Raw genomic sequence first — 20,426 nt, forward strand, 5'->3', positions numbered from 1 at the left:
GAGACGTGTTGGGTATCAAGACTTCGGCTGTGGTCCTGGGGGGACTCCTGGTCATGGCCACGGCGTGTGGTGGTTCCGGCTCCGCGAAGGCCGGTGACGGCGGGCGGCTGAAGGTGGTCGCCACGACCACGCAGGTCGCGGACTTCGCTCGCAACATCGGCGGTGACCACGTCACGGTCACGCAGATCCTCAAGCCGAACGTCGACCCTCACGACTACGAGCCGTCCCCCGCCGACGTTCAGGCCCTTGCCGAGGCCGACGTCGTCGTCGAGAACGGTGTGGGACTGGAACGGTGGCTCGACCAGACGGTCAAGTCCGCCGGGTTCCACGGCACCCTGGTCGACACCAGCAAGGGGGTGACCATCCGCAAAGGGACCGGCGAAGAGGCGGCAGGGGACCCGCACATCTGGCACAACCCGAAGAACGCCGAGGTCATGAGCCGCGACATCGCCGCCGCCTTCGAGGCCGAGGACCCCGGCGGCAAGGCGGCGTACGAGGCGAACCTCGCCTCCTACACCGGAAAGCTCGACCGGCTCGACTCCTGGATCGCCGGGCAGATCGACACGGTGCCCGCCGACCGGCGCAAGCTGGTCACCAACCACGACGCCTTCGGCTACTACATCGACCGCTACCACCTGACGTTCGTCGGCTCGATCATCCCGAGCTTCGACACGTCCGCCGAGCTGTCCGGCAAGCAGCTGAGCGCCCTCACCGCCAAGATCAAGGCGACCGGCACCAAGGCGATCTTCTCCGAGTCCTCACTCCCCCCGAAGACCGCCGAGGCCATCGGCGAGCAGGCGGGCGTGAAGGTCGAGGCCGGAGAGGACTCCCTGTACGGGGACACGCTCGGCCCCGCGGGCTCGGCCGGCGCCACGTACATCGACATGGAGCGCCACAACACCACCACCATCGTCACGGCGCTGAAGGGCTGACCGTGAGCACCCCCACGGACACGCCTGCGGCCCTGGAGCTGGACGGGGTCACCGTCAGCTACGGTTCCGCGCCGGCCCTGGAGAACATCGACGGCATGGCCGCTCCCGGCGAGGCGGTCGCCCTGATCGGCCCGAACGGTGCGGGCAAGTCGACCCTGATCCGGGCGATCCTCGGTCTCGTACCGCTCGCGTCCGGGCGGATCACCGTCCTCGGCCGGACGCCCGCCCAGGCACGGCGCGAGGTGGCGTACGTGCCCCAGGCCGACACGCTCGACCCGGAGTTCCCCATCTCGGTCGTCCAGGTCGTGCTCATGGGCCGCTACCGCCGTATCGGCCCGCTGCGCCGCCCCAGGGCGGCGGACCGGCAGGCCGCCCGCGACGCCCTCGAACAGGTCGGGCTGGCCGACCGCGCCCGGCACCGGTTCGGCACGCTGTCCGGCGGGCAGCGCCAGCGCGTGCTGCTCGCCCGCGCGATCGCCGCCGAGCCCCGGCTCCTGCTGCTGGACGAGCCGTTCAACGGCGTCGACGCCGTCAGCGAGCAGGCCCTGCTGGACGCCGTCGCCGTGCTCAAAGGGCAGGGTACGGCCGTCGTCGTCTCCACGCACGACCTCGCCCTGGCCCACCTGGCCTGCGAGGAGGTCTGCCTGCTCAACCGCCGGCAGTACGGCTTCGGCCCCACCCGGCTGACGCTGACCCCGGACCGGCTGCGCGCGACGTACGGCGGGCACGCCCTCGAACTGCGCGGTGACCGGGTCATCGTCGCCCACTCCTGAGGCCGGGCCATGGAACAGATCTTCATCGCGCCGTTCGCCTACCCGTTCATGGGCCGGGCGCTGGCGGAGCTGCTCGTCCTCGGGGCGCTGGCCGGCACCGTCGGCGTGCTGATCCTGCTGCGCCGCCTGGCGTTCATGACCGACGCGCTCACGCACACGGTCTTCCCCGGCGTCGTCATCGGCTACCTGCTCAGCGGCGAGGGCGGCGTCTTCTGGGGCGCCCTCGCCGCCGCCGCGGCGACCGCCGCGCTGCTCACCCTCATCACCCGGCACCGGGCGGTCACCGAGGACGCCGCGCTGGCGGTGCTGCTCACCACCTTCTTCGCCCTCGGCGTCGTGCTCGTCTCCCGCGAGTCCGGCTACACCGCGGACCTGACCGCGTTCCTGTTCGGGCGGATCCTGACCGTCACGCCGCAGCAGCTGACCGAGACCCTGGTGGTGACCGCGCTGGTCGTCGCGGCGCTGGCGGTGCTGCGACGGCCGCTGCTCGCCCGCGCCTTCGACCCGGAGGGCGCGCGGGCGGCCGGGTACCGGATCGGCCTGCTGGACCTGGCCACCAACGCCATCGTCGCGCTGGTCGTCGTCGCCGCCGTGCGCGCCGTCGGCACCGTGCTGGTCATCGCGCTGCTCATCGTCCCCGCGGCCGCCGCTCGCCTCCTGTCCGACCGGCTCGCGCTCATCGTGCCGGCCGCGGCCGTCATCGGCGCCTTCGGCGGGTGGGCCGGGCTCGCGGTCAGCTACGACGCCTCGGTCCACCACGGCCTGCGGCTGGCCTCCGGCGCCACCGTCGTCCTGATCCTCATCGCCTGCCACCTCGGCGCGCTGGCGTTCAGAGCGACGCGGAGGACCCCATGACCGAGCGAAGCGAGGGAATCGAAGACACGCCCCTGTGGTCACGCCCTCCGACGAAGGAGGACTCATGACCGCGGTCGACAAGGCGATCGTCGAGGCCGTGTTGCTCGGTGCGGTCGGCGGCCTGATCAGCGTACGGGTCCTGCTGCGGCGGCTGCCGTTCTTCACGATGGCGATGACGCACGCCACCTTCCCCGGCGTCGTCCTGGCCGCCATCGCCGGCGTGAACCTCTATCTCGGCAGCGGGCTGTTCGGCGTGCTGGTCGTGCTGGGCGTCCTCGCGCTGTCGCGGCGCCCGGAGCAGGGCACGGCCACGGCGATCGGCATCGTGCTGTCGGCCGGGTTCGCGCTCGGCGTCATCCTGCTGTCGGCCCGCGACGGCTTCTCCAAGGACCTCACGGCCTTCACCGTCGGCCAGATCCTCACGGTCGGGACCGCCGACCTGGTCGCCGTCTCGGTGGTCGGCGTCATCGTCGCCGTCCTCGTGACCGCCGGGGGCCGGCAACTGACGTTCCGCGCGTTCGACCCCGAGGGCCACGCCGCCGCCGGGTACGGCGCGACCGGGATCGACCTGGCGCTGCTGCTGGCCGTCGAGGCCGTCATCCTCGTCGCGGTCCCGGCCGTCGGCGCGATCCTGGCCGTCGCCGTGCTCGTCGCACCCGCCGCCATCGCCCGCCTGTGGACCCGCGACATCCCGGCGATGACCGCGGTCGCGGTGGCCGTGGGCGCCGGCTGCGGACTGGCCGGCGTGCTCATCTCCACCCGCTACGACGTCGCCGCCGGCGGCACCGTCACCGTCGTCACCGGGGCGCTGTTCGCCGTCTCGCTCGCCGCGACCGCCGCCCGGAACGCGGTCGCCCGCCATGTTGGTTCGCGCGTCGCGCGGGTAGCGCGGAGCAGCGCCGGCGGTGAACGCCGGGTCCGCGAGACGTGAAGGAGGAGACCGTGACGACCGCACGCGAGATCATGACCGGCGGGACCGAGTGCGTACGCGACTACGAGTCCGTTCTGGTCGCGGCGGAGAAGATGGCCGCACACGGTGTGGGCGCCCTGCCCATCTGCGGCCGGGACGACCGGCTGAAGGGGATGCTGACCGACCGCGACATCGTCGTGAAGGTCCTCGGCGCGGGCCACGACCCGGCGGCGACCAAGGCCGGTGATCTGGCTCAGGGCGAAGCCGTCACCATCGGCGCCGACGACGACGCCAGGGAGATCCTGCGCACGATGGCCGACCACAGGGTCCGCCGCCTCCCCGTGATCGACGGGCACACCCTCGTCGGGATCGTCGCCCAGGCCGACGTCGCCCGCGCGCTCCCCGACCCCCAAGTGGGCGAACTGCTCCAGGCCGTGTCCACCGGCTGAACCGGCCGACCCGGGCTCCGGTCGACGGGGTACGCGACCGTCCACCGGCCCGGGCAATGGCCCTGGGCCTTAGAGGGCGCGTCTCAAAGCCCCGCTGTCTTTGAGACGCGCCCTACGCGAGCGTTCGGCTCAGCCGGTGGGCGCCGCCTTCCGCAGGGCCGTCAGGTGCTTGCGCAGCACCGGGAGCGTGCTCTGGGCGAGGTTCTTCACCTGCGGCTCGGTGCCCTGGGCGATCTCGGTCTGGGTCTTGCTGATCATCTTTTGGTGGCCGGTCATCATGGTGGAGACGAAGTCGTGGTCGAACGTCCCACCGGACTCGTTGGCGAGCCGGCTCGCCGCCGCGGCGTCCGCCGGCGCCGCCGACGACGGCAGCGTGATCTTCAGGCTCTTGGCGACCCGCGCCACCTGGTCGTCCGAGGCGACGTGGTCGGTGACGATCATCGCGCCGACGGACCGTATCGCCGGGGTGGTGCCCTTCTTCTTCGCCAGTTCGCCGGCCTGGATCTCGGCGAGGTTCGCCTGGTGGAGCGCTGCCAGCCAGGTCCGGTCGCCGCCGGTCGCGGACGGCGTGCCGGTGTCGGCGGCATGGACCGCGCCACCTCCCGTCGAGCACGCCGCGGCGCCCGCCAGCGCCAGAACCGCGATCGTGAGCCGGCCCGAATGTCGCTTCATCTCTCTGCCTCCTCACCCGCAGGCGCCGACCTCGTCGCCGTTCCGGCTGGTCGACGCGCTGCCGCGTGGCCGTTCGGGCTCTGCCACCGCCCCGCCCTACCCGTGACCCTCCGCCCCATGCGGGCCGGGGCCGTCACACCCGCCGGAACGGCGGTCCGTACGCCGTCGCGGCCCCCGCCATCGGCTCTTCGGCGTTATACCCGTCCGGCGGTTGGCCGCTCGTTCACCGGGTAGCGGCCCAGAGGAGAGCGCTGATCTTCACTCTCCCAATGCCGGGCGAAAGGGACATGATGACCGCCGCTACCGACCAGGTCAGGGCGGGTGCGACGCCGGCGAGCCTCCAGCTGCCGGGGATCGTGCTGGGCGTGGGGCTGGGCGGGTTCGTCGACGGCATCCTGCTGCACCAGTTGCTGCAGTGGCACCACATGCTCAGCAGCACCGATACCGACAACATCGGCGTGAAGTACTACAACCCCCACACCGTCTCAGGACTCCAGATGAACACGGTCTGGGACGGCCTGTTCCACGTCGTCTGCTGGCTGTCGGTACTCATCGGGCTGGCCATCCTCTACTCCCGGGTCACCCACCGGCGGCGCCGCGTGTGGACCTCCCGGGTGCTGTGGGGCTGGATACTCGCGGGCTGGGGGCTCTTCAACCTCGTCGAAGGCCTCCTCGACCACCAGATCCTGGGCATCCACCACGTACGGACCGGTCCCCACCAGCTCTGGTGGGACATCGGCTTCCTGGTGCTCGGCGCCGTGCTCCTGCTGGTCGGCTACCTGGTCCAGCGTTCCGGCACGCCCTTCGACCCCGAGCCGGACGGCGCCCGCGACCGGCCGCGGAGCGCCTGATGCACGACCACCCGATGCCCGCGCATCACGACGGGTCGTGGCAGGCCGTTCCGGCCGTGACCGTCGTCGTGCTGCTCGCGGCCGGCTACCTGCTGCTCGTACGGCGTGGCGCCCGGCCGGCCCACCGCTCGCGGGACCGGTGGCGCACGGCGGCGTTCCTCACCGGATGCGCCGTGCTGGCCGCGGCCCTGCTGCCGCCGATCGCCCCGTTCGCGCACGAGGACTTCCGCGGGCACATGCTCCAGCACCTGCTGATCGCCATGTACGCCCCGCCGGCCCTGGTACTGGGCGCGCCGGGCAGCGTGCTGCTGCGCGCGCTGCCCGCCCGGCACGCCCGGCGGCTGACCGGCGCCCTGCGCGGCCGGCCGGTGCGGGTGGCGGCCCATCCGCTCATCGCGCTGTGCCTCAGCACCGGCGGCCTGGCCGTCCTCTACTTCACCCCGCTGTACGACGCCACGGCCGCGCGACCGGCCCTGCACTGGCTGCTGCACCTGCACTTCCTGCTGTCGGGCTGCCTGTTCGCGTGGGTCATCGCCGGGCGCGACCCCGCGCCGGCGAGACCCGGCGTCCGGGCCCGGCTGGTCGTCCTCGGCGTGGCCATCGCCGGGCACGCCGTCATCGCGCAACTGCTGTACGGCGGGTTCCTCATCGACGTCCACGCCCCGATCGCGCAGGTCCGCGGCGGCGCGGAGATCATGTACTACGGCGGGGACATCGCCGAACTCCTGCTCGCCGCCGCCCTGGTCGCCACGTGGCGTCCGGCCCGGACCGCGCGCCGGCAAAGGACCGCGCCGTCGCTCCCGTGACTCACAGGGTGAGGCGTTCTTCGGGGTCGGCAGGCATCCACTCCACGAGAACGACCGTGGCGTCATCGCGGAGGCGTCCGTGCTGATGGTCCAGGATCGCCTGGTTGAGACGGCGCAACGTCTCCGGAGCGGCGAGGCCTTCGGCGCTGTGCCGGATGATGAAGTCGCTCAGGCCCGTCACTCCCAGCTCGCGACCGCTCTGCGCGCGTGCTTCGAGGACACCGTCGGTGAAGAGGAGCACCCGGTCACCCGGCTGGAGCTCTTCGGTGTACACGGTCGGGGACATGGGCTCGCCCGTGTCCCCCAGGCCGAGCGGCAGCCACGGCTCGCGGACGAGCTGCTTGATCACCATGTTGTCGCGGATGAGCAGCGGCGGAGGATGACCGCAGGGGATCCAGCTCAGCTCGCCGGTGTCCATGTCGAGGTCGCACAGCAGCGCGGTGGCGAACCGTGACTCACCGAACTGGCCGGCGATGGCGCGATCCGCCTGCGCGACGCTGTCGGACAGCGTTCCACCGGCACGGCGCGCGGCCCGGCTGGAGGCCATGGCGACGCTGGAGATCAGACCGGCGGTCAGGTCGTGGCCGACCGAGTCGAACAGCGAGAAGTACAGGTGATCGCGGAAAAGCGAGTGGTCGAACGCGTCCCCTCCGACGTCGTACGCCGGCTCCAGGCTCGCGGCCAGGATGACCCTTCGGGTCGCGAGCGTCCGCGGTGGCATGAACGCCCAGGCCATCTCCGCCTGAATCGCCATCTCGCGGCGCCGCCGGAGCCGCGCGTAGATGTCGCTGGAGACGTACTTGCTGGTGATGATCAGTGCGGCCAGCGAGGCCAGCATGCGGCATCGCTCCAGCTCCGCCTGGTCGACGTCCGCGTCGTCGCCCGGGGACACGACCTCCATGACGCCGAGCCGCTCGGTGCCGTCGAGAAGGGGAATCCACAGGCGGCGCTCTCCCTCCGCCAGGGTGCTCCGCACACTGGTCGTCTGGTAGGCCTCCCCCGCCGGTGTGGAGACGATCCTGAGCGCCGGAGGCGTACGGCCGGAGGCACCGGCCATCGGCCGCAGCCGCTGCTGCTGGAGATCGACCAGATAGAACCGGACCTCGGAGATCCCCAGCGGGCGCACCGCGTCGGTGAACTCGGCCGCCAGGTCCGCGGGCACCAGCAGGTGTGAGCGCTGGAGCAGCTTCGCGAGCGCGTCGACGATCGGTGCGTCTTCGGCCATCAGGCCGACCAGCCGACGTCGTCCCGCTTCTCCAGGAACTCGTCCACGTCGGCGACATCGAGAGGCCTGGCGGGCATGGGGACCCGGTGCCGGGTCCGGGCGAGCTCGCGATGGGCACGGGCGAAGACGGCGAAGTCGCGCGGGTAGGCACGGGCGTCGACCCCGGTGAAGACGCCGACCTTCCGCGCCCGGTCGAGCACGCGGCCCCAGTCGTCGATGGACGCGAGGCCGACCGACTCGACGCCGTGGGAGAACAGGATGAGCCGGATCTCATCGTACGGATCGGCCTGGTCGAGGTGGCGCAGCAGTGCCTGCCGGGACGGCTCGGTGTTGAAGACCGTCCAGAACGGCACCGATCCGGTGCGCAGGGTCCACCAGGGCTCGACCAGCAGAAAGTTCTCCACCAGGAGCCGGTCCGGCGCGATGCCACGGCGCCGGTACCAGTCGCGGTACAGGTCGGCGACGACCGGGCTGAGGTCCTCCGGCGCGTCGAACCGCAGCCGCCGCAGAGTCGCACCCGCTCGGGCGGCGACGTCGCCGAGCGAGTCCAGCAGACCGTCCTGGAAACCCCACTCGGCCTCCGGGCTCACCCCGTCCGGTTCCGGGGCGTCCCACCGGTCGTACGGCGAGCCGTACCGCGCGAGGAACTCCGCCACGCGCGGGCTGCCGTGCCGGAACTCCTCCGCCGTCGCTCCGCCCAGCGCGCCGTGCTGGAACACGTGCCGCTCGCCGATCCGGGTGGTGGGCCAGCTCAGCCCGCACTCGACACTGATCACCATGCCGCCGGGCGCCAGGCGCTCGCGCAGGAACCGCTCGTACGCCTCGGGCAGCCGCCGCCACTTGACGCGAAAGTAGGACATGCCGGCCACCATGAGGCGGTCCTGGTTCGCGTCGTGCATGTGGTGGAGTTCGAGGTCGGGGTTGGCCCGCAGCAGCGCGCGCCCGGCGTCCCGGTGCGTGCGCAGCGCCTCGGCGGGCCGGTCGGGATGGCCGCCCCGGCGGCGCACCGGGATCAGCAGGGTCTGCGGCAGCCAGCAGGCCCCCAGAGCGGCGGCCAGGTGCGTCATCGCGCCGTTGGACGAGCCGACGAACACCGCCGGATAGCGCCGCCGCGGGTATCGGCCGACGACCCACTCGGCGAGTTCGTCCGCGCGTACCTCGCCCATGCGGTCGGCCGGGAGCGCCTCGGCCCAGCCGCTGGCGGCGTACGCCTTCTCCTGAAGCCGGCGGGGCAGCCGGTTCGCCGCGCCGAGCAGCGCGGCCACGAACGGCTCGGCGGCGCCCGGGTAACGCGCGAGCAGCGGAGCGTCGCGACCGCGCAGGTACTCACCGAGTACGCGCAGCATGCCGGTGGCCGAGTCGAAGTCGGCGATCTGCTCATCCGCTCGCATCGGCGTCCTGCCGTACGAACTCGGTGACGAGGGCCGCGAGCGCCTCCGGCGCACGGAACGGAACCGTGTGCGGGCTGTCCGGCACCGTCGCCAGCCGCGCCCGCGGAACCAGCCGGGTGACCTCCTCCGCCCACGGCCGCGGCACCAGCGCGTCGCGCTCTCCCCGGACGACGAGCGTCGGCACGGTGACGGCCGGCAGGCGGTCCTCCATCCGGTCCCGCAGCGACTCGCCGAACGTGAACAGCACCCGCCGGGTACCGCAGTCGCGGTAGTCGGCGAGGTTCAGCGGAACCATCCGCGGGCTCTCGCGTACGGCGTTGCGCAGCCACCGCACGGTGGTGCGCGGCCACGTGCGTCCCATCGGGTCGATCGTCGGCCCGACGAGGACCAGCGACCGCACCCGGCCCGGATGACGCACCGCGACGTCGGTCGCCACCTGGCAGCCGAACGAGCTGCCGAGCAGGCATACCGGCGGCAGCTCCACCGCCTCCAGCCAGTCCGCCAGCGCGTCACCGAGCGCGGTGAGCCCGAGCGGCTCGGCCGGCCGGGGACTCCGCCCGAAGCCGGGGAGGTCGACCGTCCACGTCTCAACGCTCTCCCCCAGCCGCTCCACCAGCGGGAGCAGCGGCCGGCTCGAGACCCCGGCGCCGTGCACGCACACCACCGGCGTCACCGCCGGGGGCCCGGTACGCCACGAGGCCATCCGATATCCGCCGGCCGCGGAAAGGCTCCGCCGCAGGGCGCCGGACCCACGCGGCGTGCCGGATGTCTCCACCTTCGGTTCGGGCATCACACAGTGGCAATACCCAGGTCCACGGAGCCAAACGGGCGGTGTCAGTCGCGCACCGGGCGGAGCAGGTCCTCGCCGGCCACGGTGTCCTCCAGGAGCTCCTTGTAACCGACGTGGTCGAAGACGACGGTGAGCCGGCCGTCCTTGTAGCCCAGAAGCGTGCCCCGGCCCCAGTCCCGGTGGTGCACCCGCTCGCCCGGCGCGTACGTGGCGTCCTCCTCGTCCGCCGGGGTGGACCAGCCGGCCTCGCAGTTGTCGCACCGGCCGCAGGGGTCCTGGGTGAACTCGCCGAAGTAGCGCAGCAGGAACCGGCGCCGGCAGTCGGTCAGCTCCGCGTAGCGCCGCATCATCTCCACGCGCGAACGCTCGATCGAGCGGTGCCGTTCGGCCGCCTGGACCGCGGCGGCCGCCGCCTCGGCCGGTGCCGGAGCGCCGGGCACCGGCTCCACCCGCCGGCCCAGCCGGACGGCGCCGGCCGACTCCAGCAGGTTCAGCGCGCCGCCGAGGCGGCGCCCCGAGACCTCGGCGCGCTCGGCCAGCTCCCGGCGTGAGACCGGCCCGTCGGCCGCCTCCGCCACCCGGGCGAGGAGGTCCTCGTCGGGCCGGCCGCCGGCGAAGAACCGCTGGAGGCCCAGGTCCTCGGCCCGGTAGCAGCAGACCGCGGTGGCCGGCTCGCCGTCGCGGCCGGCCCGGCCGATCTCCTGGTAGTACTCATCCAGCGACCCCGGCGCGGAGGCGTGCACGACGAACCGTACGTCCGGCCGGTCGATGCCCATGCCGAACGCGCTCGTCGCGGCGATCGTGGCCCCGTCCATGAACGCCCGCTGGGCCGCCTCGCGGGCGCTCTTGCGCATCCCCGCGTGGTACGCGGGCACCCCGAGCCGTTCCGCGTACGCCTCGGCCTCCCGGCGCGTCGCCGCGTACACGAGGCCGGACCCGGGCAGCTCGCCCACGAGCCGTACGACCGCGTCCTCCTTGCCGCCGGCGTCGTGGAAGCCCGGCACCGCGAGCCGGATCTCCGGGCGGTCGAACCCGGACACGAAACGCGCCGGATCGCGGAGCCCGAGCCGCGCGACGATCTCCTCCCGCACGGGCGGCGCGGCCGTCGCGGTGAGCGCCGCCACCACGGGCCGGCGCGGGAGCCCGTCCAGCACCCCGCCGATCCGTAGATAGTCCGGGCGGAAGTCGTGCCCCCAGGCGGAGACGCAGTGCGCCTCGTCCACGGTGAGCAGCACCGGCGGCGCCTCGCGCAGCACCGCGCGCACGTCGTCACGGACGAGTTGTTCCGGGGCGAGGAAGACGAACGCCGGCGCGCCGCCGCGCAGCAGGCCGTACGCCTCGCTTCGCCGCTTCTCTCCCGCCGTGGCGTTGAGCGCGACCGCCGGCAGCCCCCGCTCGCGCAGCCGCCGGGTCTGGTCCCGCTGCAGCGACACCAGGGGCGAGATCACCACCGCCGGACCGCCGAGCGCGACCGCCGCCGCCTGGTAGATCACCGACTTTCCGCCCCCGCTGGGCATCACCACCAGGCCGTCCCGGCCCGTGACCAGCGTCTCGGCGGCCTCTCGCTGCGCAGGCCGCAGCTCGGGAATGCCGAACACCTTCTCGGCAAGTCCAGCGACATCCGCCCGCGAGGCCATCACCCGGAGCCCTACCCCGCCCTCGAAGAGCTAGCTGTTCTGCGGAATCCCATTCACAGCGGCCCGTACGCGGCGTGTTCCGTCGTCGCCACGCCCGGCAAAGGCCGGACGGTCTATTACCACTGCTTCGTGGTCAACGCCTACGGCAACTCCTGGACTCATGTACGGATCGCCGGCACCTCCACGCAGGGATGGATTTACGACGGGGATCTCGACAACGCCGGCAGCTGGGACGAGTGTCCCAACAACGGCCGCTGACGGGCCGTCGGCGAAACCGTTCATCGCAGGCTCCGGCCCCGCGTCATGCGCGGGACCGGAGCCTGCGTACGCTTCCGGCGATAAGGTGCCTGAGCTGTTCGCCGGATAAAGCGCGAGCAACCGAACAAACCGAACGCCGAGCTCAGCGGCAGGTGGCCGTGACCGTACTGGCTGCCTCGATCTCGTGCTCGGGATAGTCGTCGTAGATCTGCAGGTCGATGGTGCCGTTCTTGGTCGGGCCGAACGTGATGGTGATGGCCCGGCCGCGATTGGCCCGCTGGTCGGTACGGATATTGCCGCCGATGCGGTGTTCGTCCGTGTGCTTGCCTGGAATCGTGTCCCACGCCTGGTAAATGACGTTACTGGCGGTGACGACGTCCGAAGCAGGGACGTCGATGTGGAACGTACAGGTCTTGCCCACACCCGGGTAGAAGATCCAGTTCGCCCCGTCACCGCTGTCGGTCGTGCGGTGGATCAGGGCGTCCCCACAGCCGGCCGTGCCGCTGCCCGTCAGCGGTTTCCAGGAGCCGGTGGTGTCCATCGCCACCGCCTTCCCCGTCGAACACGCGGGCCCGGATCGCGCCGTCCACGTGCCCGGGGCCGCACCGCCCGGGCTCGCGGCCCCACCGGTCCGTGCAGGCGCGCCGGACGGGCGCGCGGCGTACAGCGCCACCACGACCCCGGCGGCGACCAGCACGACGGCCGCGACGGCCCCGAGGCGTACGGCCGTGGTGCGGCGGGCCGCCGCCCGCGCGAGCAGCGCGGACATGTCGTCGGCGGAGCGCCGTACCGAGGTGTCCAGGGAGTCCGGCAGCCAGCCCGCGCGCATGGGCCGATCGGCGCAGGCCTCGACGATCTGCTCCGGCGTGGGCCGGCGGGCGGAGTCCTTGTCCAGGCACCGGGTGATGAGCGAGCGAAGCCCGTCGTCGTGGCAGTCGAGCGCGGCCGGATCGGGATCGGTGTGGATGATCCGGTACAGCACCTCGCCGGTCGTACCGTCGCCGAAGGGCAGCACACCGGTGGCGGCGTAGGCGAGGACCGAGCCGAGCGCGAAGACGTCGGAGGCCGCGGTGACCTCGCCGCCGCCGGCCTGCTCGGGCGCCATGAACGGCACCGTGCCCACGCTGGCGCCGGTCTGGGTCATGCGGCTGCCGTCGTCCGCCTGGGCCACCCCGAAGTCGATGACCTTGGGGCCGGTGGCGTCCAGCAGCACGTTGGCCGGCTTGAGATCGCGGTGGAGCACCCCGGCGGCGTGGACGTCGGCGAGCGCCTCGGCGATGCCCGCGGCCAGCCTCATCACCACGTCGGGCGGCAGCGGCCCGTCGGCGTTCACGGCGTCGCCGAGCGAGGGACCGGCGATGTAGGCGGTCGCCATCCACGGCGCCTCCGCCTGGGGATCGGCGTCGATGACGGCCGGAGTGTACGGGCTGTCGACCCGGCGCACGGCGGCGACCTCGGCCGCAAACCGGCGCCGGAAGTGCGCGTCCTCGGCCAGATGGGGGCGCACGATCTTCACCGCCACCGGGCGGCCGGTCTTCGACACCGCCAGGTAGACCTGGCCCATCGAACCGCCGCCCAGGCGCCCGAGCAGCCGGAACGGCCCGACCTTCGCCGGGTCGGACCGGGTCAGCGGCGCGACCGGCGCCGGCGGTGTCTCCGCCTCGGGAACCGAGGACGCCTCGGAGACCGCGGCGCCGGAGCCCGGTGAAGGGGCGCCGGCCTCACTGATCAGGTTTGGATGCGCGGCCTGGAGCTCGGCCCGCAGGCGCGACCAGCGCTCGCGCCACTCGTCGACGTCGCCCTCGCACGCCGCCACGAAGGCGCTGGTGACGTCCCAGGTCGGCAGGCGCTGCCCCGAGGCGGCGACCGAGAGAACGGACGAGGAATAGTGCGCTTTGCGGGCGAGTTCGCGATAGGTCGGCGCTCCGGGCGCGGTGTCGCGCAACTCCCGGAGTTTCAGCGCGAATTCCCGCAGCGGCCCGTCGGGAACCGGGGCCTCTCGCCTGCCCATCGCCACCTCGATCGCGGGGCCGACGCCCCCTCGGCGGGAAATCGCGACAGCATCCTAGAGCCGCCGATCACGGTGCGGTATCCCGGAGCCCTGACCGGGAAAGGCCGTTCCACGACCATTCATCTGACCGGCCGATTGATCGCCGTGTCATCGGGATGTCATCGGATGGCATTAGCGTCTTCCGCGCGCGTCGAAGAACCGGTCGCGCAAGCCGCGTAACCGTCACGAGCGGGAGGTTCAATGCGCAAGTTCTCAACCCTGCTGGCCGGCCTTGTCGCGCTGGCGGGCATCAGTCTGCCGGCGGCACCGGCCGCACAGGCCGCCTCCTGCGGAGGCACCTACACGATCGTGGTGGGCGGCACGGGCGACCTCAACAGCACGATCTACTCCGGCCATGTCAGCCAGCGTGTCGGGTACCCGGCGGTGCCCGTCGGCGCCGCCGACCGCCAGGGCGTGAACGAGCTGAACCGGCTGATCCGCGACCACCGCAACGAGTGCCCGGGCCAGCACGCCAAGGTGGTCGGATACTCCCTCGGCGCCGCGGTGGTCCACACCTGGGTCACCGAGAACTGGCGGACCTTCGGCAACGTGAACGCGATCCTGCTCGCCGATCCCAAGCGCGCCGCCGGACCGGGCGCCGCCGGGGCCGCGGCCCACCCGGCCATCGCCCCCGTCGTCGGCGCACCGCTCGCCGGCGCCGACGACCACTTCGGCGACGTCCCCGTGCTGACGATCTGCACCGACGACGTGATCTGCGACGCCAACGCCTCCTCGGGACTGCCCGGCTACCTGTGGGAAGGCAAGCACGGCAACTACAACTTCAACGTCGACGTGTACACCGACGACGCCCACGGACAGTGGTTCAACGGGGTCTACATCCCCTGACGGAAAACCTCCGTCACCCGGCGAACCAGGTGCCGGTCGGCCTTCGCCGACCGGCACCTGTGCCGTACGGCCCCGCGGACGCGGGCGGCGCTCAGCGTGCGGTCGCCGTACCGGTGATGCCGGATCTCAGCCGCTCGAGGAGGAGCGCGTGCTGAGCGGCCTGCTCCGACCGCAGGGCGGCGATCTCCATGGTCAGCGCCTGTGCCAGCACGAGCGGCGCGAGCGTCTCACTCGCCGCGCCCTCCCCGCTCGGCGGCGTGGTCAGCACGATGTCGGCCCGGTTCCGCACCTCACGGGCGAGCGCCTCGGTGATGACCACGCTCGTCGCGCCGACGTCCCGCGCGCGGTCCAGCGCCACGCCGATCTCCCGGAACATGCGCAGCGGCGCGAAGACCACGAGCGCCCAGCCAGAGGCCAGCGTGGCCAGCCGGTCGGCGAGCCGGATACCGCTGTTCGCGGTGGCGACCGCGGTCATGCCCAGCCGGGTCAGGGCGATCGCCAGGTGCTCGGCGACCGTTCCCGCCGGTCCGAGGCCGAAGCAGAGGATCCCGTCGGCGGCGTCCACGGCCTGGACGCACTCCGCCCAGCGGTCGTCCGGTAGCCGCGCGGAGAGCTCGCGGAGGGTGGCGATGCTGTCCCGCCGCACCCGTTCGAACACGCTGGTGGTCGCGGGGGCCACCGCCTCCACCCGGGCGGCGAGCTGGGTCGTGAGGTCCTGCCGGCGCCGCAGCTGGTCGACGAGCGAGGCGTGCATCTCGCGCAGGCCCTGGTAGCCCAGAGCCTTCACCGTGCGCAGCACCGTGGCGTCGCTCGTGGAGGTCATCCGGCCGAGTGCGGCGGCCGACGCGACGACGGCCCGCTCCGGGTGCCGCCGGATGTACTGCGCCACCCGGAGCTCGGAGCGCGTCAGCTGACCGGCGTGCGCGGCGAACCGCTCGATGAAGCTCCCGTGTCGCGTCAGTTCCGTCGGATTCACGACAAAGAGTATGCAGCATCTGTTGTATCAACTACTTTTCACGTCACGAAACAGCCGCATGAACAGGAGAAACAGTGACGCCCGCCTCGCCACGAATCGCCGTTCTCGGTGCCGGGACCATGGGCGTGATGACCGCCTGGCGGCTCGCGGAGCGCGGCTTCGCGGTGACCGCGATCGACGACCGCGAGCCCGGCCACTCCCACGGCGCCGCCGGCGGCGAGTCACGGATCTTCCGCGTCGCCTACAAGGAGGGCCGCCACTACGTCCCCCTGCTGCGGCGGGCCCGCACGCTGTGGCAGGACCTGGAGCGGGCCTCGGGTGAGCGCCTGCTCCTGCCGACCGGCGCTCTGACCGTCGGCGCGCCCGACCACCCCGACGTCACGGAGACGCTGACCTCGGCGCGAACGCACGACCTGGACGTCGAGGTGCTCGACCAGGACGCGGCGGCGCGGCGTTTCCCCCCACACCGGCTTCTCGACGGCGAAGTGATCGTCGTCGACCGGGCCGGCGGCACGCTGCTGCCCAGCGCGGCGCTGCGCGCGGCGGCCGGACGCGCCCGCGCCCACGGGGCCGAGCTGCGGATCGGCGAGCGGGTCCTCGACCTGAAGCCGCGTACGGACGGGATCGGCGTGGTCACCGCGAGCGGCACGACCACGTTCGACGCCGTCGTCTCCGCGCTCGGCCCCTGGAGCCGGCGCTTCTGGGACCTGCTCGCACCGGCGATCGAGGTGCGCCGCGTGGTGCTGGCCTGGCTGGCCGCGCGCGACCCCGGCGACTTCCGCCCGGCGGCCTTCCCTCCCGGCGTCCGGCGCAGCGGCCCGGGCGGTGACTTCTCCTTCTTCTCCTCCCTCGACGACCGCACGGTGAAGATGAACCTGCACATCGCGCGCACCGTGCTGGAGGAGCTGGACGACCCGCTCGTCCACGACGTGGAGGCCGCCTACGCCGAGCAGGTCGCGGCGACGGCCCGCCGGTACCTGCCGGGGCTGGAGACCACCGGCATCCGCTTGCGCGCGTTCTTCGACGGCTACACCCCGGACGGCCACGGGCTGTTCGGCCCGCACCCGGACGATCCGCGCGTCGTGCTGATGGCCGGGTTCTCCGGCCACGGGTTCAAGCTCTCTCCGCTGTTCGGCGACATCGCCGCCGATCTGGCCACGACGGGCGAGACCGCCTACGACATCGCCGGGCTGGACCCGGCCCGGTTCCGGAAGGGAGCGGTCGCGTGATCCGCATCGGAGTCGACGTCGGCGGCACGTTCACCGACATCACCGCGCTGGACACCGGCACCGGCGCACGCGACGTGTACAAGCTGCCCTCCACGCCCGGCGACCAGTCCGAGGCCGTGGCCGAGGGCATCGACCGCCTGGTCACCGCGATGGACGCCACCGCCGCGTCGATCGGGTACCTGGGGCACGGCACCACGGTCGCCACCAACGCGCTGCTGGAGCGCGCCGGCGCTCGCACCGCGCTGATCACCACCCGGGGCTTCCGCGACGTACTGGAGATCGCCCGCCAACGCAGGCCCGCGCTGTACGACCTGTTCGTGACGAAGCCGGCGCCGCTGACCAGGCGGGCCTGGTGCTTCGAGGTCGACGAGCGGCTGAGCGCGGCCGGGAAGGTACTCGTGGAGCTGGACACCGCCCGGCTCGATCCGATCATCGCCAGGCTGCGGGAACTGGAGATCCAGGCCGTCGCGGTCTGCCTGCTGCACTCCTACCGCGACCCCGTCCACGAGATCCAGATCCGGGACCACCTCAGGCGCCACTGGCCGGAGGGCTACGTGTCGATCTCCAGCGAGATCACGCCCGAGTTCCGCGAGTACGAGCGGTTCACGACGACCACGATGAACTCCTACGTCGGGCCGCCCATGGCGCGCTATCTCGACCGGCTGGGCCGCCGGGTGGCCGAGCTGGGCTCGCCGGTCGCGCCGCTGGTGATCCAGTCCAACGGCGGGCTCGCCTCGCTCGCCGCCACCCGCGACCGCCCGGTCGGCACGCTGCTGTCCGGCCCCAGCGCGGGCGTCGTCGCCGCGCGCCATCTCGGCGAGCGGATCGGGCGGACGAACCTGATCACCTTCGACATGGGCGGTACGAGCACGGACGTCTGCCTGATCGGCGAGGGCACCGCGATGGTCTCGCCCCAGCGCGACGTCGACGGCTACCCCGTACGCTCGCCCTCGCTCGACATCCACACCATCGGCGCGGGCGGCGGGAGCATCGCGGCCGTCGACCCCGGCGGCGCGCTGACGGTCGGGCCGCGAAGCGCCGGAGCCCGGCCGGGACCGGCCTGCTACGGGCACGGCGGCGACCGGCCGACCGTCACCGACGCGCACGCCGTGCTCGGCCGGCTGTCCCCCGAGGGCATTCTCGGCGGCGCGATGCGGCTGGACGTCGCGGCGGCCGAGGCCGTCGTGGACGGCCTCGCCGGCGAGCTCGGGATGGACCGCGAACGCACCGCGCTCGGCATCCTCCGGCTGGTCGAGGCGGGTATGGCGCGGGCCATCCGGCACGTCTCGGTGGCCACCGGCGTCGATCCCCGCGACCACGTGCTGGTCGCCTTCGGCGGGGCGGGCCCGCTGCACGCGGCCGGCATCGCCGCCGAGCTGGGCATCGGCACGGTGCTGGTGCCGCCGAACCCCGGCACCCTCTGCGCCCTCGGCCTCCTCGTCACCGACCTGCGTACCGACCTGGTCGGCTCGGTCTACCAGGTCGCCGACACCGAAGCGCTGCCGGAGCTGAACGGCACACTGCGCCGGCTGAGCGCGCAGGCGCGGTCCTGGCTGGCCGCCGAGCACATCGACCCCGCCGACCGGGAGCTGACCGCGGTCGCCTCGATGCGCTACCGGCGGCAGAACTACGAGCTCGACGTGCCGCTGCCGGCGCGTGACCTCACCACGGGCGACCTGACCGAACTCGTCGAGCGCTTCCATGCGCTGCACACCGAGGCGTACGGCTTCGCCCACGAAGGCGCCCCGGTGCAGATCGTCGGCGTACGGGTGTCGGCGGTCGGGCGCATCCCGCGCCACGAGCCGCCTCCGCTGCCCTCCGGCGGGCCCACACCGCCGCCCTCGGCGGTGGCCGCCCGGCGCCCGGTGGTGTTCGAGGCCGGGACCGAAGACGCCACGATCTACCGCCGGGACGCGCTGCTCGCCGGCAACCGGATCGCCGGGCCGGCGATCGTCGAACAACTCGACACCACGACCGTCCTCCCGCCCGGCACGACCGGCCGGATCGACGAGCACGGAAACCTACTGATCGAGGTGGCCACGCGATGAGCGCCCCCGACATGATCACCACGCAGGTGATCGGAAACGCGCTGCTGGGAATCGCCGAGGAGATGGGGGTGGCGCTGCGCCGGTCCGCGTACTCCACCAACATCAAGGAGCGGTCGGACTGCTCGACCGCGGTGTTCGACCACGCGGGCAGGCTCATCGCGCAGGCCGAGCACATGCCGATCCACATGGGCTCGATGGCCGGCCTCATCGCGCACCTCGTCGGCGCGGACCTCGGTCTCACCGACGGGGACGTGTTCATCACCAACGACCCGTACGCCGGCGGCGGCACGCACCTGCCCGACATCACGGTCGCCGCGCCGGTGTTCCGCGACGGCGAGCTCATCGGGTTCGTCGCCGACATCGCGCACCACTCCGACGTGGGCGGACGCGTGCCCGGGTCCAACTCCGGCGACTGCGGCTCCATCTTCGAGGAGGGCCTGCGCATCCCGCTCGTCCGCCTGGTCGCCGCGGGCCGGCTGAGCACCGACGTGCTGTCGTTCGTCACGCTCAACTCGCGTCTTCCCGAGGAGCGCGGCGGCGACATCCGCGCCCAGCTCGCCGCCTGCCACATCGGGCGGACCCGCCTCCTGGAGCTGCACGACCGGTACGGCGCGGCCACGCTGCGGGAGGCGACCGGCGCGCTGCTCGACCACGCGAGCCGCCGGCTGCGCGCCGCGGTGGCCGCGGTGCCCGACGGAGAGTACGCCTTCACCGACCACCTCGACCCGGACGAGCCGGGCGGCGCCCCGGTACCCGTCGCGGCGACCGTCACCGTCGCCGGCGAGCGGATCGCGGTCGACTTCACCGGCACCGGGCCGCAGTCCGCGCTGGGCATCAACGTCGTGCGCTCCGCGCTCGAGGCCACCGTCTGCTACGCCGTGAAGGCCGTGCTGGACCCGGAGATCCCCGCCAACGGCGGCTTCTTCGACGGCATCGCCATCACCGCGCCCGAGGGCTGCCTGGTCAACCCGAGGCCGCCCGCGCCGGTGGCGGGCCGTACGGACTGTTGCCAGCGCGTCGCCGACGCCGTGCTGGGCGCGCTGGCCAAGGCCCTGCCCGAGCGTGTCCCCGCCGGTTCGCACTCGTCCGTCACCTACTTCACGCTGGCCGGCGAACAGGGCGGAGATTTCTGGGTCTACCCGGAGGTGGTGGCCGGCGGCATGGGGGCGCGCCCGGACCGCGACGGCCTGGACGCCGTTCAGGTGCACATCACCAACTCCTCCAACCTGCCGATCGAGGCGCTCGAGCTGGAGTACCCGCTCCGGGTCAACGCCTACGAGCTGATCACCGACTCCGGCGGCGCCGGCCGGTTCCGCGGTGGTCTCGGCATCCGGCGGGAGATCCAGGCCCTCGACTCCGGCGCGGAGTTCTCCTCGCACGCGGACCGGCAGCAGGTGCCGCCCTGGGGACTGTGCGGCGGGCTGCCCGGCGATCCCGGCGCGTTCGTCGTGCACGTACGCGACGGGGAGGGCGAACGGCTGCGCTCGGGGCGGGTCTCCGGGATCCACCTGGAGCCGGGCGAGGCCGTACGGATCGAGGCACCGGGCTCCGGTGGCCACGGGGACCCCTTGGAACGCGACCCGGGGGCGGTCGCGGCGGACGTGGCCGACGGCAGGGTGAGCCCCGCCGCGGCCCTTGACCAGTACGGAGTGGTGCTCACCGCGGCGGGTCTCGTCGACGTCGCCGGTACGGCCGCGGAACGCACCCGAAGGAACGCCACAACCTGAC

General features: G+C 72.9%; 19 protein-coding genes. 12 read left to right on the forward strand and 7 right to left on the reverse strand.

Translation table 11 applies throughout. The features are described from left to right. The first annotated feature begins 8 nt into the window (after window positions 1-8). From OG417_RS52480 to OG417_RS52500, 5 genes are all read left to right on the forward strand, one after another. Complete coding sequence (locus OG417_RS52480) at window positions 9-932, forward strand: metal ABC transporter substrate-binding protein (protein ID WP_442875635.1); 924 nt, start codon at window positions 9-11, stop codon at window positions 930-932. 2 nt (window positions 933-934) lie between these two features. Next, window positions 935-1,705, forward strand: coding sequence for a metal ABC transporter ATP-binding protein (locus OG417_RS52485; RefSeq protein WP_329246872.1), 771 nt, complete (start codon window positions 935-937; stop codon window positions 1,703-1,705). Window positions 1,706-1,714: 9 nt separating this feature from the next. Continuing rightward, window positions 1,715-2,560, forward strand: coding sequence for a metal ABC transporter permease (locus OG417_RS52490; RefSeq protein ID WP_329246875.1), 846 nt, complete (start codon window positions 1,715-1,717; stop codon window positions 2,558-2,560). A gap of 64 nt (window positions 2,561-2,624) precedes the next feature. Then, entirely contained in the window at window positions 2,625-3,491 is an 867-nt protein-coding gene (locus tag OG417_RS52495; RefSeq protein ID WP_329246879.1) for a metal ABC transporter permease, read from the forward strand. An 11-nt stretch (window positions 3,492-3,502) separates the two neighbouring features. Beyond that, window positions 3,503-3,919, forward strand: a complete 417-nt coding sequence (locus OG417_RS52500; protein WP_329246882.1) for a CBS domain-containing protein — start codon at window positions 3,503-3,505, stop codon at window positions 3,917-3,919. Between the two features lie 129 nt (window positions 3,920-4,048). Here the strand turns inward: OG417_RS52500 and OG417_RS52505 are convergent, their stop codons facing one another. Then, window positions 4,049-4,591 (reverse strand): DUF4142 domain-containing protein, encoded by a 543-nt coding sequence (locus OG417_RS52505; RefSeq protein ID WP_329246885.1) that lies wholly within the window; start codon window positions 4,589-4,591, stop codon window positions 4,049-4,051. A gap of 269 nt (window positions 4,592-4,860) precedes the next feature. Between OG417_RS52505 and OG417_RS52510 the strand changes: the two genes are divergently transcribed. Continuing rightward, window positions 4,861-5,442 carry a DUF2243 domain-containing protein gene (locus OG417_RS52510; protein WP_329246889.1) on the forward strand — a complete coding sequence of 194 codons (582 nt, stop codon included), beginning with the start codon at window positions 4,861-4,863 and terminating at the stop codon, window positions 5,440-5,442. After that, window positions 5,442-6,248, forward strand: coding sequence for a cytochrome c oxidase assembly protein (locus tag OG417_RS52515; protein WP_329246892.1), 807 nt, complete (start codon window positions 5,442-5,444; stop codon window positions 6,246-6,248). The genes OG417_RS52510 and OG417_RS52515 overlap by 1 nt, the downstream gene beginning before the upstream one ends. Window position 6,249: 1 nt before the next feature. On the opposite strand, the gene OG417_RS52520 is transcribed toward OG417_RS52515, so the two are convergent. From OG417_RS52520 to OG417_RS52535, 4 genes are all read right to left on the reverse strand, one after another. Next, complete coding sequence (locus OG417_RS52520) at window positions 6,250-7,473, reverse strand: PP2C family protein-serine/threonine phosphatase (RefSeq protein ID WP_329246893.1); 1,224 nt, start codon at window positions 7,471-7,473, stop codon at window positions 6,250-6,252. After that, the gene (locus tag OG417_RS52525) at window positions 7,473-8,864 is read right to left on the reverse strand and encodes a hypothetical protein (protein WP_329246895.1); all 1,392 of its coding nucleotides are present in this window, start codon (window positions 8,862-8,864) and stop codon (window positions 7,473-7,475) included. Before OG417_RS52525 ends, OG417_RS52520 begins: the two co-directional genes overlap by 1 nt. Continuing rightward, window positions 8,851-9,567 carry an alpha/beta fold hydrolase gene (locus OG417_RS52530; protein ID WP_329246900.1) on the reverse strand — a complete coding sequence of 239 codons (717 nt, stop codon included), beginning with the start codon at window positions 9,565-9,567 and terminating at the stop codon, window positions 8,851-8,853. The genes OG417_RS52525 and OG417_RS52530 overlap by 14 nt, the downstream gene beginning before the upstream one ends. A gap of 131 nt (window positions 9,568-9,698) precedes the next feature. After that, complete coding sequence (locus OG417_RS52535; protein ID WP_329246902.1) at window positions 9,699-11,291, reverse strand: RecQ family ATP-dependent DNA helicase; 1,593 nt, start codon at window positions 11,289-11,291, stop codon at window positions 9,699-9,701. A 129-nt stretch (window positions 11,292-11,420) separates the two neighbouring features. Between OG417_RS52535 and OG417_RS52540 the strand changes: the two genes are divergently transcribed. After that, on the forward strand, window positions 11,421-11,549 hold the full coding sequence (locus OG417_RS52540) for a hypothetical protein (RefSeq protein ID WP_329246905.1): 129 nt from the start codon (window positions 11,421-11,423) through the stop codon (window positions 11,547-11,549). 142 nt (window positions 11,550-11,691) lie between these two features. Here OG417_RS52540 and OG417_RS52545 read toward each other — a convergent pair whose 3' ends face one another. Beyond that, window positions 11,692-13,560, reverse strand: a complete 1,869-nt coding sequence (locus OG417_RS52545; RefSeq protein ID WP_329246908.1) for a serine/threonine-protein kinase — start codon at window positions 13,558-13,560, stop codon at window positions 11,692-11,694. Between the two features lie 240 nt (window positions 13,561-13,800). Here OG417_RS52545 and OG417_RS52550 point away from each other — a divergent pair, with 240 nt between their 5' ends. Further along, on the forward strand, window positions 13,801-14,445 hold the full coding sequence (locus OG417_RS52550) for a cutinase family protein (RefSeq protein ID WP_329246910.1): 645 nt from the start codon (window positions 13,801-13,803) through the stop codon (window positions 14,443-14,445). Between the two features lie 91 nt (window positions 14,446-14,536). On the opposite strand, the gene OG417_RS52555 is transcribed toward OG417_RS52550, so the two are convergent. Next, a complete protein-coding gene (locus OG417_RS52555; protein WP_329246913.1) occupies window positions 14,537-15,421 on the reverse strand; it encodes a MurR/RpiR family transcriptional regulator in 885 nt (294 codons plus the stop codon). Window positions 15,422-15,495: 74 nt separating this feature from the next. On the opposite strand from OG417_RS52555, the gene solA reads away from it, so the two are divergent. Genes solA through OG417_RS52570 form a run of 3 tightly spaced genes read left to right on the forward strand, consistent with a single transcriptional unit; the run spans window position 15,496 to window position 20,425 of the window. Next, on the forward strand, window positions 15,496-16,650 hold the full coding sequence (gene solA, locus OG417_RS52560; RefSeq protein WP_329246916.1) for an N-methyl-L-tryptophan oxidase: 1,155 nt from the start codon (window positions 15,496-15,498) through the stop codon (window positions 16,648-16,650). Beyond that, window positions 16,647-18,698, forward strand: a complete 2,052-nt coding sequence (locus OG417_RS52565; protein WP_329246919.1) for a hydantoinase/oxoprolinase family protein — start codon at window positions 16,647-16,649, stop codon at window positions 18,696-18,698. Before solA ends, OG417_RS52565 begins: the two co-directional genes overlap by 4 nt. Continuing rightward, window positions 18,695-20,425, forward strand: a complete 1,731-nt coding sequence (locus OG417_RS52570; RefSeq protein WP_329246921.1) for a hydantoinase B/oxoprolinase family protein — start codon at window positions 18,695-18,697, stop codon at window positions 20,423-20,425. The genes OG417_RS52565 and OG417_RS52570 overlap by 4 nt, the downstream gene beginning before the upstream one ends. The last annotated feature ends 1 nt before the right edge of the window (window position 20,426 follow it).

Source organism: Actinoallomurus sp. NBC_01490, from assembly GCF_036227085.1.
GTDB lineage: Bacteria > Actinomycetota > Actinomycetes > Streptosporangiales > Streptosporangiaceae > Actinoallomurus > Actinoallomurus oryzae.

Coding starts and splice junctions, on each gene's coding strand:
- OG417_RS52490 (WP_329246875.1), top strand. CDS start 1,715: ATGGAACAGATCTTCATCGCGCCGTTCGCCTACCCGTTCATGGGCCGG.
- OG417_RS52495 (WP_329246879.1), top strand. CDS start 2,625: ATGACCGCGGTCGACAAGGCGATCGTCGAGGCCGTGTTGCTCGGTGCG.
- OG417_RS52505 (WP_329246885.1), bottom strand. CDS start 4,591: ATGAAGCGACATTCGGGCCGGCTCACGATCGCGGTTCTGGCGCTGGCG.
- OG417_RS52510 (WP_329246889.1), top strand. CDS start 4,861: ATGCCGGGCGAAAGGGACATGATGACCGCCGCTACCGACCAGGTCAGG.
- OG417_RS52515 (WP_329246892.1), top strand. CDS start 5,442: ATGCACGACCACCCGATGCCCGCGCATCACGACGGGTCGTGGCAGGCC.
- OG417_RS52520 (WP_329246893.1), bottom strand. CDS start 7,473: ATGGCCGAAGACGCACCGATCGTCGACGCGCTCGCGAAGCTGCTCCAG.
- OG417_RS52525 (WP_329246895.1), bottom strand. CDS start 8,864: ATGCGAGCGGATGAGCAGATCGCCGACTTCGACTCGGCCACCGGCATG.
- OG417_RS52530 (WP_329246900.1), bottom strand. CDS start 9,567: ATGGCCTCGTGGCGTACCGGGCCCCCGGCGGTGACGCCGGTGGTGTGC.
- OG417_RS52535 (WP_329246902.1), bottom strand. CDS start 11,291: ATGGCCTCGCGGGCGGATGTCGCTGGACTTGCCGAGAAGGTGTTCGGC.
- OG417_RS52545 (WP_329246908.1), bottom strand. CDS start 13,560: ATGGGCAGGCGAGAGGCCCCGGTTCCCGACGGGCCGCTGCGGGAATTC.
- OG417_RS52550 (WP_329246910.1), top strand. CDS start 13,801: ATGCGCAAGTTCTCAACCCTGCTGGCCGGCCTTGTCGCGCTGGCGGGC.
- OG417_RS52570 (WP_329246921.1), top strand. CDS start 18,695: ATGAGCGCCCCCGACATGATCACCACGCAGGTGATCGGAAACGCGCTG.